The following is a 13,494-nucleotide window of genomic DNA, read 5'->3' on the forward strand; positions in this document are numbered from 1 at the left end:
AAGGGAGACAGCGTGAGCTTCAGCGTGATCGACGAGACGATCGCCGCCATCCGGCCCCTGGACGAGGCCGCGATGCGCGACGCCCGCGAGCACCAGGCCAGGCTCACCAAGCCGCCCGGCTCGCTCGGCGTGCTGGAGGAGGTTCCGGTACGGCTCGCCGGGCTGACCGGCCAGTGCCCGCCGCCGCTGCCCGAGCCCGCCGCCGTCGCGATCTTCGCCGCCGACCACGGCGTGCACGCCCAGGGCGTCTCGCCGTGGCCGCAGGAGGTCACGGCGCAGATGGTGGCCAACTTCCTGGCCGGCGGCGCGGTGGTCAACGCGTTCGCCGGGCAGGTCGGCGCCACCGTCAGCGTCGTGGACGTGGGCGTCGCCTCCGACCTGGACGAGGCGCCCGGCCTGCGCCGCCGCAAGATCGCCTACGGTACGGCCGATCTGACCCAGGGCCCCGCGATGACCGCCGAGCAGGCCCGGGAGGCCATGACGGCGGGCATCGAGGTCGCCCGCGAGCTGGTCGCGTCCGGGGCCCGCTGCCTGCTCACCGGCGACATGGGCATCGCCAACACCACCGCCTCCGCCGCCCTGATCGCCGCGTTCACCGGCCTGCCGCCCGAGCAGGTCACCGGCCGGGGGACCGGCATCGACGACGCGACCCACGCCCGCAAGGTCGAGGTCGTACGGACCGCGCTGGCCCGCCACGGGCTCGACCGCGGGCCCGCCCGCGACGGCGCCGACCCGCTGGCCGTGCTCGCGGCCGTCGGCGGCCTGGAGCACGCCGCGCTCGCCGGATTCGTCCTGGCGGCGGCGGCGCTCCGGGTCCCCGTGATCCTGGACGGCGTGATCGCCGGAGCGGCCGCGCTGGTCGCCGCCGCGCTCGCCCCCGACGTCCTCGGCGCCTGCGTGGCCGGGCACCGTTCGGCCGAGCCCGGACACTCGGCCACCGTCGGCCACCTGGGCCTGCGCCCGCTGGTCGACCTGGAACTGCGGCTGGGCGAGGGCACCGGTGCCCTGCTGGCGTTGCCGCTGGTCCAGGGGGCGGTACGGGTCCTGCACGAGGTCGCCACGTTCGACTCGGCCGGGGTGAGCGCCAAGCCGCCGGAGCAGGATCACGGCATGATCACGGAATGAGTCACGCTCGGCTATCGACTGGGCGGAGGCCCTCTCCATGCACCCGCCGACCCGAGTACCTTTGGTCTCCACAGAAGTCTTCACAGAACTGGTTCGCAAAGACACGTGCCCGTCAACCGCCCTCGTGAACAGCCGCCCAGCGAACGACTCCGCAGCGAACGACCAGCCGGTCCCGATCGAGAGAACACCGACGTGCCCCCGTACCTCCTAGGCCTGCGACTCGGCGGGCGACGCGTGCTCGTCGTCGGCGGCGGCCGGGTCGCCCAGCGCCGCGTACCGGCGCTGCTGGCGGCCGGGGCCGACGTCGTCCTGGTCGCTCCCGAGATCACGCCCTCGCTGGAGGACCTGGCCGGTACGCACGAGATCGTCGCGGCCGGGGAGATCGCCGCGAGCGAGGCCGCCCCGCCGCGCGACCGCGCCGCCGCCGGCGGCCGGCTGACCTGGCTGCGCCGCCCGTACGAGAAGGGCGACTGCCGGGGCGCCTGGCTGGTCCAGGCCGTGACCGACGACGCCAAGGTCAACGCGGCCGTCGCCGCCGAGGCCGAGGCCGGCCGCGTCTGGTGCGTCCGGGCCGACGACGCCGACGCGTCCGCCGCCTGGACGCCCGCGACCGGCACGGTGGGCGAGACCACCGTCGGCGTGCTGGCCGGCGGCGACCCGCGCCGGGCCGCCGGGATCCGCGACGCCGTCGTCGACGGGCTGCGCGACGCCACCCTCGAAGCGCGGCACTCGCGGCACAAGCCCGTCGGGGTCGCGCTGGTCGGCGGCGGGCCCGGCGACCCCGGCCTGATCACCGTGCGGGGACGGCAGCTGCTGGCCCAGGCCGACGTGGTCGTCACCGACCGGCTGGCCCCCCGCGAGCTGCTGGACGAGCTGGCCGCCGACGTCGAGGTCGTCGACGCCGCCAAGATCCCGTACGGGCGTACGGTCACCCAGGAGCGCATCAACGACTACCTGGTCGAACACGTCCGGCAGGGCAAGTTCGTGGTCCGCCTCAAGGGCGGCGACCCGTTCGTGTTCGGGCGCGGCGCCGAAGAGGTCCTGCACTGCGCGAAGCACGGCATCCCGGTCACCGTCGTCCCCGGAATCACCAGCGCGATCGCGGCGCCGTCCGCCGTCGGCATCCCGGTGACCCACCGGGGCGTCACGCAGGAGTTCCACGTGGTCTCCGCGCACGTCGCGCCGGACAGCGCGGCCTCGACGGTCGACTGGCCGTCGCTCGGCCGCGCCCAGGGCACGCTCGTCCTGCTGATGGCGGTCGAACGGATGACCGTCATCGCCGATGCCCTCATGCGCTATGGTCGGTCCCCAGATACGCCGGTCGCCGTGGTCCAGGACGGCACCCTCCCGGGCCAGCGGGCGCTGACGGCCACCCTGGGCACGGTGGCCGACGAGATGAGCGCCGCCGGGGTCCGGCCGCCGGCGATCGTCGTCGTGGGCGACGTGGTGAACGTGGCACGAGAGATCGACATGATTCGAGCGGACATGGGACGGGATCCGTGACACCCCCGGCAGAGCAGAGTGCGGTGCACGACCAGGAGAAGGCGACGGACCGCGACGACAAGGACGGCGACGGCTCCGGCCGTGGCGGCACCGACCGTGCCGGTACGGGCCGTGGCGGCACCGGCCGTGACGGCTTGAACCGTGACGGCACGGGCCGTTCCGCGGCCGGTGGCGACTCGGGCGGCATCACGGTGCGGCAGGGCGAGCTGATCCGTGCCCTGGACGCGCTGCGCGAGCAGCTCGGCGCGTTCGAGTTCCTGCTGGACGTCCCCGGCGTCGACGAGGCCCGCGAGGCGCGGCAGGAGATCCGGAACCAGCTCGACGACTACGTGCTGCCCCGGATCCAGGCGGCCGGCACCCCGATGCTGGTGGTGCTCGGCGGTTCCACCGGCGCGGGCAAGTCCACACTGGTCAACACCCTTGTCGGGGCGCGGGTCAGCGCCACCGGCGTGCTCCGGCCGACCACCAGCAGCCCGATCCTGGTGTGCCATCCCGACTTCACCGACTGGTTCCTGACCGGGCCGATGCTGCCCGGCATGGGCCGGGTCCGCGGCCCGGCGCCGGACGCCATCGCCGGTGACCAGCTGGTCATCATCGGCAGCGACGCGCTGCCGCCCGGCCTCGCCCTGCTCGACAGCCCCGACTTCGACTCGGTCTTCGAGGACCACTACGAGTTCGCGACCAAGCTGATGGCCGCCGCCGACCTCTGGCTGTGCGTCACCACCGCCGCCCGCTACGCCGACGCCCAGGTCTGGGACATGCTGCGGCGCGCCAAGGACAACGGCGCCACGATCGGCGTCGTCCTGTCCCGCGTCCCCCTGGGGGCCCGGTCGGGGGCGGTCGACAAGGAGAGCCCGGCGGACCTGTCGGGCCCGGCCGGACCCAAGAGCGCGGGCGGCAACGAGATCGTCGCCCACTTCGGCGAGATGCTCGAGGAGCACGGCGTCGGCGACGCCCGCCGGTTCACCGTTCCCGAGACCCGCGTCGAGGACAGCCGGCTGCCTGAGGAGGCCGCCGAGGACATCCGCGACTGGCTGGTCGGCGTCGCCGAGAACGTCGAGGACCGCACGATCGTCATCGGCGACACCCTGGCCGGCGTCCTCGACAGCTTCCGTACCCGCGTCCCCGAGCTGGCCAAGCAGGTCGAGCTCCAGGTCGAGAAGCGCGCCGAGCTGGCCCGCGAGGTCGAGTCCGCGTACGGCACGGCCCTGGCCGAGCTGGACGAGGCCACCCGCAACGGCTCGCTGCTGCGCGGCGAGGTGCTGGCCCGCTGGCAGGACTTCGCCGGCACCGGCGACCTGCTGCGCTCGCTGCACGCCCAGCGCGGCCGTCCCGGCCGCCGCGCCAGCAAGCGCCACCGCAGCCCCGCCCGGGTCCGGGCGCTCAAGGCCGCGCTCCGCAGCGGGCTGGAATCGCTGATCGTCTCCTCCGCCGAGCACGGCGCCGAGCAGGTCATCGTCCGCTGGCGCGACCACCCGGCCGGCCGCCAGGTCCTGGCCGGCCCCGCCGCCGGGCTCGGCCACGCCTCGCCCGAGCTGTCCCGCCGCGTCACCCGCGCGGTCAGCTCCTGGCAGGACCACGTCCAGGAGCTGATCCGCACCGAGGGCGTCACCAAGCGCTCGGTCGCCAAGCTGGTCTCGTTCGACTCCGAGGCGGTCTCGCTGGTCCTGATGATCGGCCTGCTCGGGTACGGGACGTCCGACGTCGCCGTCGAGGGCGGCAACAGCGCCGTACCGCAGCGCCTGCTCAAGGCCCTGTTCGGCGCCGAGTCGCTGCGCGGCATGGGCGCCAAGGCCCGCGCCGACCTGCGCAGCCGGATCGGGATGCTGTTCGACGAGGAGTCGATCCGCTACGGGCAGGCCATCGACGCCGCCGGGATCCCCGACGAGACCGTTCCGGTCCAGCTCTACCAGGCCACCTACAACCTCGAGGTCGCCCGATGACCACCTCGGCCATGTCCAGACAAGCCCCGGTCGAGGGTCCCGGTGTGGCCGGGCGCCTCGACGGTCTGGAACGGCTCGTCCAGTACGGCACCGGCCGCCTGGACGCCGACCTGCTCGACGACGCCGGGACGCTCCTGCACCGGGCCGGCCAGCGGCTGCGCCTGTCGGGCGACCACACCGTCGTCACCCTCGCCGGCGGCACCGGCAGCGGCAAGTCCTCGCTGTTCAACGCCGTCTGCGGGCTGGAGCTGTCGTCCACCGGCATGCGCCGTCCGATGACCTCCAAGGCGCACGCCTGCGTCTGGGGCCTGGACGGCGCCGGCCCGCTGCTCGACTGGCTCGAGGTCGACAAGCGGCACCGCTACGCCCGCGCCAGCGCCCTCGACCTGGAGCGCGCCGACTCGTCCCTGCACGGCCTCGTCCTGCTGGACCTGCCCGACCACGACTCCATCCAGGCCGTCCACCGCGCCGAGGTGGACCGCTTCGTCACCGTCGCCGACCTGCTGGTCTGGGTCGTCGACCCGCAGAAGTACGCCGACGCGGCCCTGCACCGCAACTACATCGTCCCGTTCGCCCGGCACGCCGGCGTCACCCTGATCGTGCTCAACCAGATCGACCGGCTCCAGCCCGGCGAAGTGGACGAGTGCGTCACCGACCTGCGCCGCCTGCTGGAGGCCGAGGGCCTCACCGATCCCCGGATCGTCACCACCTCCGCGATCAGCGAGGACGGCGTCAGCGGCTTCCGCGACGTCCTGGTCGACACCGTCGCCGCCCGCCGCGCCCGCGACTCCCGGCTCGACACCGACATCGACAAGGTCGCCGAGCGCTTCGCCGACCACCGCGGCGACACCCCGCCGCCCGCCGGCATCGAGACCGGCCGCCGCGCCGACCTCGTCCAGTCCCTCACCGACGCCGCCGGGGCCCCCGCCGTCGCCGAGGCCATGGAGAGCGCCTACGAACTGCGCGCCGCCGACTTCGTCGGCTGGCCCATCAGCGCCCTGATCACCCGCCTGCGCAGCGACCCGCTGCGCCGGATGCGCCTCACCGAGCTCCGCGAGGAGCTCCGCAACGCCTTCACCGGCCCGATCGGTGCCCAGCAGGGCGACGTCGACAACGCACTCCAGGGCGTCACCGACGGCGTCACCACCGACCTCCCCGCGCCCTGGGCGCGTTCCGTCCGCGCGGCGGCCCGTACCAACGCGGGCGAGCTGCCCGAGGCCCTCGGGGTCTCCCTGATGGAGGCGCTGCCCACGTTCAACCAGGTCCCCGGCTGGTGGTGGCTGGTCAAGACCTGGCAGTACTTCCTCGTCCTGATCAGCGGTCTGGGCCTGCTCTGGATCGTCCTCCTCACCGCCTACAGCCTGCTCGACACCGCCGGCACCAACGCCCTCCTGAGCGAGGCCGGACTGATCCCGTACGTCGCGATCCTCGTCGTCTGCACGCTGGGCATGGGCGCCCTCACCGCCTCGGCCTGCCGCAACCTGGTGGCCCTGTCCTCGGCCAAGCACGGCGAGCGCATGGAGCAGCACATGCGCGAACGCATCGAGCAGGTCGCCGACGAGAAGGTCCTCCGCCCCGTGGCCGACGAGCTGGCCGTCTACACCCGCTTCCGCGACGAGGTAACAGAAGTCCTCCGCTGACCCACCGGGCGCTGGGTCGTCCACGCTGGGTCATCCACGCTGTGTTATCCACAATCTGGCGACCCCCTTCTCCGGCCGCACGCCGTGCCCGCATCGTTGAACGCATGAACGAAGCGCAGATCACCGTGATCGGCTGGATCGCCGCCGAGCCGTACTACACCGTCACCGGCAACGGCACCCCGTTCCTCTCGTTACGCGTCGGCTTCACCCCGCGCCGCTACGACCGCCAGACCGGCCAGTGGCAGGACGTCGAGACGATGTTCCTGACCGTCAACTGCTGGCGCACCCTCGCCGACAACGTCAACGCCTCCGACCTCAAGCGCGGCCAGCCCGTGGTCGTCACCGGCCGCCTCCGCATCCGCCAGTACGAGAAGGACGGCCAGTGGCGCTTCGCCGCCGAGATCGAGGCCACCACCCTGGGCCACGACCTCAACCGGGGCACCGCCGCCTTCCGTCCCATCCAGCGCGGCACCGCCCTGAGCGAGGAGGACCGCCGCGAGGCCCAGCAGGTAGCCGACCAATGGGCCCTGGGAGGCCCGCTCCCCGACGAGAACGACGAGTCCACCGAAACCGAAGCCGCCTGACCCGGGCCCGGCCGGCACCCCCGGCCGGGCACCAGCCCGATGCAATACAGGCTGAGGTAGATCCAGGGAACGCACTGGAGCGCCTACACGCACACGGCACCAGCCTGCGCGGGCCGTATGCAGGTCGCTGGGGAGGGGGAGGGGGTGGGGAAGGGGGACTGCCGGCTCTGGGCGGCCGGCAGCGGGGGCCCGGGGCGCGGGGTTTGGGGACCGCCGGGTGCTGTGGGAGCTTGGGAACGGTGGTGCTAAGGCTTGTCTCAAAGTGGCCTCGGCCACCGCGCGAGCGCGTTACCTGGCCGGTGGGGCGATGCCGGAGGCGAGCCTCACCGGGCAGATCGCGAAGCGATGTCGCGCTCGCACAGGCCCGGTCAGGTGTGAGCCGCCAGGCGAGCACCGTGGGCCGGGACTTTGAAACACTGCTCAGGTCGATCCTGGGCCCCGGGGTGGCGGGGGCGGGCGGCGCCCCCGTGCCGTCGGGGTTGCGGCTGTCTTAAATCCAGGAAACGCCGCGCATGATGTATTCCCCCTCTGGATGTGCTGACGTCAGCGATTTCGCTGGTCCTGCGGTGAGTCCTCCGCTCGGGGACCCACATGTGCGATATCGAAGGTACCGGTTTCCAGCCCACTCCGCACACGTTGCAATTATCGTGTTACACAACGTGAGGCGTAGGGGGGAAGGATGACGGCTGTGCAGTCGTCCGCCGAGGATCGCGGTGGGGAGCTGGCCCGGAGGCCCCGGCGACGGGCGGTTCCGATGCGTCCGTCCCTGCTGGCCGTCTATGTGCCGCTGGTCGTGGCCCTGCACCTGGCGCTGATCGTGGCCGGGCTGCTGAGCACCGTTCCGCGCGCAAATGATCTACTGACTTTTGCCGCGCTGGTGGCGTGCGGGGCGGTCTGCATCGAGGCGACCCGGCGGCTCGGGGTGCCCGCGGGGGTGGCCCGGGACATGCTGTCGGCCTGGTGGCTGCCGGTCGTGCTGCTGCTTCCACCGGTGTACGCCCTCCTGATGCCCGTCCCGTTGCAGGTGCTGCTGCAGTTCCGGGTACGGCGCACGCTGCTGTACCGCCGGATGCTGGTCATGTCGGCGTTGGGCGTGGCGGGGGCCTGCGCCTCGCTGGTCTTCCATCTCGTGGTGCCCGAGCCGCTGGCCCAGCCGCTGTGGGTGCTCGACGGCTACCCCGACGTTCTGGTGGGGGTGGGCTGCGCCGCTCTATTCACCGTGCTGAACGCGATCCTGGTGGCGGTCGCGGCCCATGCCGCCAACCCGGGAGGCCGCTGGCGGGACGTCCTGTGGAATCGCGAGAGCCTGCTCCTGGACGTCGTCGAGTTGTGCGTGGGCATGCTGGTCGCGATCGCGTGCACCCTGTCGCTGGGGCTGCTGCTGCTGGCGTTGCCTCCGGTCGTGCTCCTGCAGCGGAGCCTGATGCACCAGCAGTTGCAGGCGGCGGCCCGTACCGACTCCAAGACGGGGCTGCTGAACGCGGCGGCGTGGCAGCGGGAGGCCGACACCGAGCTGTCCAGGTCCCAGCGCACCCATGATCCGCTGGCGCTGCTGCTGATCGACATCGACCACTTCAAACGGGTCAACGACACCCACGGGCACCTGGTGGGTGATCAGGTCCTGGTGGGCGTGGCCAGCACGCTGTGCGGCCAGCTGCGGGACTACGACGTGGTGGGACGGTTCGGCGGCGAGGAGTTCGTGGTGCTGCTGCCCGGGGCCGACACGGTGGAGGCCTGCCGGGTGGCCGAGCGGCTGCGGGGCCGGGTACGGAGGCTGGCGGTGCCGGCCGAGGACGGCACGGTCGCGGTGACGATCTCGGTGGGGGTTGCGCTCTTCCGGATGCACGGGGAGGATCTGATCGAGCTGCTGGCCGCGGCGGATCTCGCGCTCTACCGGGCCAAGCAGTCCGGGCGTGACCGGGTCTGCCTGCCCGCCGTCGACGGGCCCAAGGCCTCGGAGGGCTGAATCCGGGCCGGGCGCCGGGCCGGGCGCCGATCCGCGCTGCAACGAATGGTGTCCGCGACCCCCTAGTCTTGACGATATGGCGGAGTACATCTTCACGTTTCAGCGCGTGCGCAAGGCGCACGGTGACAAGGTCATTCTTGACGACGTCACCCAGAGCTTCCTGCCCGGGGCGAAGATCGGTGTCCTGGGTCCGAACGGCATGGGCAAGTCGACGCTGCTGCGGATGATGGCCGGTGTGGAGCAGCCCTCCAACGGCGATGCCCGTCTCATGCCCGGCTTCACGGTGGGCCTGCTGGCGCAGGAGCCGACGCTCAACGAGGACAAGACGGTCCTCGGCAACGTCGAGGAGGGCGTCGCCGAGACCAAGGCCCTGCTCGACCGGTTCAACGCGATCGCCGAGCAGATGGCGACCGACTACTCCGACGAGCTGATGGAGGAGATGGGCAAGCTGCAGGAGCAGCTCGACCATCGCAACGCGTGGGACCTCGACAGCCAGCTGGAGCAGGCGATGGACGCCCTGCGCTGCCCGGCGGGCGAGCTTCCCGTGAAGCAGCTGTCGGGTGGTGAGCGGCGCCGGGTCGCGCTGTGCAAGCTGCTGCTCCAGCATCCCGACCTGCTGCTGCTCGACGAGCCCACCAACCACCTGGACGCCGAGAGCGTGCAGTGGCTGGAGCAGTACCTGGAGAAGTACGAGGGCACGGTCCTGGCCGTCACCCACGACCGGTACTTCCTCGACCGGGTGGCCGGCTGGATCTGCGAGGTCGACCGCGGCCGGCTGTACGGCTACGAGGGCAACTACTCGGCCTATCTGGAGAAGAAGGCCGAGCGGCTCAAGGTCGAGGGCAACAAGGACGCCAAGCGCAAGAAGCGCCTCGAGGACGAGCTGGAGTGGGTCCGGTCCAACCCCAAGGCCCGGCAGACCAAGAGCAAGGCGCGGCTGGCCCGCTACGAGGAGATGGCGTCCGAGGCGGCCAAGACCCGCAAGCTGGACTTCGAGGAGATCCAGATCCCGATGGGGCCGCGACTGGGCACCACGGTGATCCGGGCCGAGGAGCTCACCAAGGGCTTCGGCGACCGGCTCCTGATGGAGAAGCTGTCGTTCAACCTGCCGCCGAACGGCATCGTCGGCATCATCGGCCCGAACGGCGTCGGCAAGACCACGCTGTTCCGGATGATCGTCGGTGAGGAGCAGCCCGACTCCGGGGTGCTCAAGGTCGGCGATACCGTGCAGATCTCGTACGTCGACCAGGGCCGCGGCGGGATCGACCCGGCCAAGTCGGTGTGGCAGGTGGTCTCGGACGGGCTCGACCACATCAGGGTCGGCCAGGTCGAGATGCCGTCCCGGGCGTACGTGGCGGCGTTTGGGTTCAAGGGTCCCGACCAGCAGAAGGCCGCCGGGGTGCTGTCGGGCGGCGAGCGCAACCGGCTCAACCTGGCGCTGACCCTCAAGCAGGGCGGCAACGTCCTGCTGCTGGACGAGCCGACGAACGACCTGGACACCGAGACGCTGAGCTCGCTGGAGAACGCGCTGCTGGAGTTCCCGGGCTGCGCGGTCATCACCTCCCACGACCGGTGGTTCCTGGACCGCATCGCCACCCACATCCTGGCGTGGGAGGAAGGCTCGAACTGGTTCTGGTTCGAGGGCAACTTCGCGGACTACGAGAAGAACAAGATCGAGCGGCTGGGCGCCGACGCGACCCGCCCGCATCGGGTCACGCATCGCAAGCTGAAGCGCGCCTGATTCTTCTTCGGGGCGTCGCATCCGGTGTCCGGGTGCGGCGCCCGGGTAGAGGCGCCCGGTGAGGCGATCGGCCGGACGGGTACCATCGGCGCGACCCCCGAGCCCCCTGCCGTCGAACCCCCAGGCGAGGACATGACCGACAACGCCCTGCCCCCGGCCGAGTACCGCCATGTCTACGAGTTCCACCTCCGTTTCGGTGACATCGACTCCCAGGGGCACGTGAACAACGTGAAGTTCCTCGGCTACCTGGAGGACGCCCGGCTGGAGATGTTCCACGGCGACCCGGTGCGCAAGGGCGAGCAGCCGGTCCGGGGCATGGTGATCTCCCGGCACGAGATCGACTACCGGTATCCGCTACTGCCGACCGTCTACCCGATCCGGGTGGAGACCTGGGTCACCCAGGCCCGCGCCGCCTCGTTCAAGCTGGCCTACGAGGTCCGGGACGACGACCACGTCTACGCGGAGGCCATCTCGACACTGGTCGCGTTCGATGTGGAGGCCAACCGGCTGCGCCGCTTCACCCCGGAGGAGCGCGAGTTCATCGGCCGGTACGTCGCACCGTCCGGCTGACGGCGCCGGCCGCACGGCGGCGCTGGAATTGTTCGGTATTCACCGCACCGACCTGGGGTGACGATCTCCTCTTACGGGGAGTAATCAGGGAGGAACTCCCCTCAGCGAGGTGATCGATGTCCCCCTATCTCGCCGCCTGGATCCTCTGGATCATGATGTTCTTCGCCATCGAGCTGCCCGCGGTGTTCAACCGGCAGCAGGGCGACACGCTCTCCGAAGTCATCTGGAACATCTTCGCCATCCGCGGCAAGCCCGTCGGCTGGCAGCTGCGCCGGCTGGCCCTCCTGGTGGGCCTGGTCTGGCTGGTGGCCCATCTCGTCACCGGCGGCTGGGTCTGATAGCTGATCCACCGGGCGTCACGGATCGGTAACAAGCGGCACCGCTGTCCGTTTTGGCTGCACATTTCCCCCTACATTCCTCGCGAATGTGGCGATCCCACTGAAGGGGGAAAGATGCGGCGCGTCTCACGCGGAGCGATGGCGCTCGTGCTTGCCGCGGGACTGTCCGGTGCCGGCACCACGGCATGGGCGGCAGGTCCCACGGCGACGGAGGCGGCGGCGGAGGACATCGCCGCCGAGCTGAAGGCGATCCCCGGCATGAAGGTCGAGGAGAAGGCCTCGACCCTGCCGGGACAGCGGTGGTTCTGGCTGACCTACCGGCAGCCGGTCGACCACCGGCACCCGAAGGGGCAGTGGTTCGAGCAGCGGGTGCTGCTCCAGCACAAGTCGGCCGACCGGCCGATGGTGCTCTACACCAGCGGTTACAACACGCCGACGACGATGTTCAGGTCGGAGCCGACGGCACTGGTCGACGGCAACCAGATTTCGGTGGAGTACCGCTACTTCACCCCGTCCAGGCCCGAGCCCACGGACTGGACGAAGGACACGATCTGGCAGGCGGCCACCGACGAGCACCGGCTGATCGGGGTACTGAAGAAGATCTACAAGGGCCGGTGGATCTCCACCGGCGGCAGCAAGGGCGGCATGACCGCCGTCTATCACAAGCGCTTCTACCCGCGTGACGTCGACGGCAGCATCGTGTACGTGGCGCCCAACGACGTCGACAACGACGACGACAGCCGGTACGACAAGTTCTTCGCGACGGTCGGTACCGACGACGAGTGCCGGGCCCACATCAAGAGCCTGGCGCGGGAGCTCCTCAAGCGGCGCCCGGCGATGCTGGAGAGGTTCAAGGCCGCCGCCGCCGAGAACGGTTGGACGTTCTCCATCCTGAAGACCCCGGACCGGGCGTTCGAGAACTCGGTGATGGACCTCGAGTGGGGCTTCTGGCAGTACATGCTCCAGTCCGACTGCCCGACCCTGCCCGCCCTGGACGCCTCCGACGACACGCTCTACGCGACCCTGGACGCGATCGCCGGGCTGTCGTTCTACACCGACCAGGGGCTCGCGCCGTACATCCCGTACTACTACCAGGCCGGTACGCAGCTCGGCTGGGGTAAGCCACAGTTCTGGAACCTGCGGCCACTGCTGCGCTACGAGGACAGCTACCAGCCCCGGACGTACGTGCCGCGTGACATCCCCATGCGGTTCGACAACGGCAGGGCGATGCGGGACATCGACCGCTGGGTGCGCAACCACGGAAGCCGCCTGATGTTCCTGTACGGCGAGAACGACCCGTGGGGGTCCGAGCGCTTCCGCCTGGGCCGGGGGAGCAGGGACTCGGCGGTGTACGAGGCGCCGGGCATGAACCACAGCGGCAGGCTCATCGACAAGCTGCCCGCCGGCCAGCGGTCCGAGGCGATCGCTGATCTGCTCCGCTGGGCCGGCGTCGAACAGCGCGCCGGGGTGCTCTCGACGACGCCCTCGGACGCGACCGACCCGATGCTGCAGAAGCGCCCGCCGCTGTAGCCCATCGCGTCAAGCGGGCCGCGCTCCTCGCCAAGGCGATCAGGCGAGGAGCGCGGCCCTCTTGACGATCAGAGCGGCTCGCGATGGTGCTCAGCTCGGGGCGTTGACCATGCTCTTGGCGGCCATGGTGAAGTACTTCCAGAGCATCTGCTCCAGATCGGCGGGCAGGCCCAACTCTTCCACGGCCACGCGCATATGGCGCAGCCAAGCCTCGCGTTCGGGCTCGCCGATGACGAACGGAACGTGCCGCATCCGCAGGCGCGGGTGGCCGCGCTGCTGGCTGTACGTGCTGGGACCCCCCCAATATTGGACGAGGAAGAGCGTCAGCCGGTCTTCGGCCGGTCCGAGATCTTCCTCCGGATACATCGGGCGGAGCAGAGGGTCATCCGCGACGCCCTCGTAGAAGCGGTGGACCAGGCGCCGGAAGGTCTCCTCGCCGCCGACCGCTTCGTAAAAGGTCACCTGTTCAGCCATAGCGCTGTCCACCCTATGCGACGGTCCGGGGGTTTCGAGGAAGATCGTCCGCCTTGGCTGCCGGGGATCGCTCGGTCTCC

At 71.1% G+C, this 13,494-nt stretch carries 11 protein-coding genes; 10 read left to right on the forward strand and 1 reads right to left on the reverse strand.

The window, feature by feature from the left end; genetic code table 11:
- The first annotated feature begins 12 nt into the window (after positions 1-12).
- The 10 genes from cobT to ACH34Q_RS31885 all read left to right on the forward strand — a co-directional run bounded on the left by cobT (position 13) and on the right by ACH34Q_RS31885 (position 12,940).
- Positions 13-1,125 (forward strand): nicotinate-nucleotide--dimethylbenzimidazole phosphoribosyltransferase, encoded by a 1,113-nt coding sequence (gene cobT, locus ACH34Q_RS31840; RefSeq protein WP_395986813.1) that lies wholly within the window; start codon positions 13-15, stop codon positions 1,123-1,125.
- Positions 1,126-1,317: 192 nt separating this feature from the next.
- Complete coding sequence (gene cobA, locus ACH34Q_RS31845) at positions 1,318-2,628, forward strand: uroporphyrinogen-III C-methyltransferase (RefSeq protein WP_395986814.1); 1,311 nt, start codon at positions 1,318-1,320, stop codon at positions 2,626-2,628.
- Positions 2,625-4,571, forward strand: a complete 1,947-nt coding sequence (locus ACH34Q_RS31850) for an AAA family ATPase (RefSeq protein WP_395986815.1) — start codon at positions 2,625-2,627, stop codon at positions 4,569-4,571. The genes cobA and ACH34Q_RS31850 overlap by 4 nt, the downstream gene beginning before the upstream one ends.
- 11 nt (positions 4,572-4,582) lie before the next feature.
- Positions 4,583-6,211 (forward strand): ABC transporter, encoded by a 1,629-nt coding sequence (locus tag ACH34Q_RS31855; protein WP_395986816.1) that lies wholly within the window; start codon positions 4,583-4,585, stop codon positions 6,209-6,211.
- A gap of 104 nt (positions 6,212-6,315) precedes the next feature.
- A complete protein-coding gene (locus ACH34Q_RS31860; protein WP_395986817.1) occupies positions 6,316-6,795 on the forward strand; it encodes a single-stranded DNA-binding protein in 480 nt (159 codons plus the stop codon).
- A 754-nt stretch (positions 6,796-7,549) separates the two neighbouring features.
- Complete coding sequence (locus ACH34Q_RS31865; protein ID WP_395986818.1) at positions 7,550-8,761, forward strand: GGDEF domain-containing protein; 1,212 nt, start codon at positions 7,550-7,552, stop codon at positions 8,759-8,761.
- A 76-nt stretch (positions 8,762-8,837) separates the two neighbouring features.
- On the forward strand, positions 8,838-10,502 hold the full coding sequence (gene ettA / locus ACH34Q_RS31870; protein WP_395986819.1) for an energy-dependent translational throttle protein EttA: 1,665 nt from the start codon (positions 8,838-8,840) through the stop codon (positions 10,500-10,502).
- A gap of 132 nt (positions 10,503-10,634) precedes the next feature.
- Positions 10,635-11,072 (forward strand): acyl-CoA thioesterase, encoded by a 438-nt coding sequence (locus ACH34Q_RS31875; RefSeq protein WP_395986820.1) that lies wholly within the window; start codon positions 10,635-10,637, stop codon positions 11,070-11,072.
- 116 nt (positions 11,073-11,188) lie between these two features.
- Positions 11,189-11,410 carry a hypothetical protein gene (locus ACH34Q_RS31880; RefSeq protein WP_395986821.1) on the forward strand — a complete coding sequence of 74 codons (222 nt, stop codon included), beginning with the start codon at positions 11,189-11,191 and terminating at the stop codon, positions 11,408-11,410.
- Positions 11,411-11,548: 138 nt separating this feature from the next.
- Positions 11,549-12,940: a S28 family serine protease gene (locus ACH34Q_RS31885; protein WP_395986822.1), complete on the forward strand. Its 1,392-nt coding sequence runs from the start codon at positions 11,549-11,551 to the stop codon at positions 12,938-12,940.
- Between the two features lie 90 nt (positions 12,941-13,030).
- Here the strand turns inward: ACH34Q_RS31885 and ACH34Q_RS31890 are convergent, their stop codons facing one another.
- On the reverse strand, positions 13,031-13,402 hold the full coding sequence (locus ACH34Q_RS31890) for a globin (protein WP_395986823.1): 372 nt from the start codon (positions 13,400-13,402) through the stop codon (positions 13,031-13,033).
- Between the last annotated feature and the right edge of the window lie 92 nt (positions 13,403-13,494).

The organism is Actinomadura sp. 9N407 (assembly GCF_044326315.1).
In the GTDB taxonomy this organism is placed as follows: domain Bacteria; phylum Actinomycetota; class Actinomycetes; order Streptosporangiales; family Streptosporangiaceae; genus Spirillospora.

What these genes read in the sequence shown, in the direction of transcription:
- ACH34Q_RS31855 (WP_395986816.1), top strand. Translation starts at nt 4,583, where the DNA reads ATGTCCAGACAAGCCCCGGTCGAGGGTCCCGGTGTGGCCGGGCGCCTC.
- ACH34Q_RS31860 (WP_395986817.1), top strand. Translation starts at nt 6,316, where the DNA reads ATGAACGAAGCGCAGATCACCGTGATCGGCTGGATCGCCGCCGAGCCG.
- ACH34Q_RS31865 (WP_395986818.1), top strand. Translation starts at nt 7,550, where the DNA reads ATGCGTCCGTCCCTGCTGGCCGTCTATGTGCCGCTGGTCGTGGCCCTG.
- ettA (WP_395986819.1), top strand. Translation starts at nt 8,838, where the DNA reads ATGGCGGAGTACATCTTCACGTTTCAGCGCGTGCGCAAGGCGCACGGT.
- ACH34Q_RS31875 (WP_395986820.1), top strand. Translation starts at nt 10,635, where the DNA reads ATGACCGACAACGCCCTGCCCCCGGCCGAGTACCGCCATGTCTACGAG.
- ACH34Q_RS31880 (WP_395986821.1), top strand. Translation starts at nt 11,189, where the DNA reads ATGTCCCCCTATCTCGCCGCCTGGATCCTCTGGATCATGATGTTCTTC.
- ACH34Q_RS31885 (WP_395986822.1), top strand. Translation starts at nt 11,549, where the DNA reads ATGGCGCTCGTGCTTGCCGCGGGACTGTCCGGTGCCGGCACCACGGCA.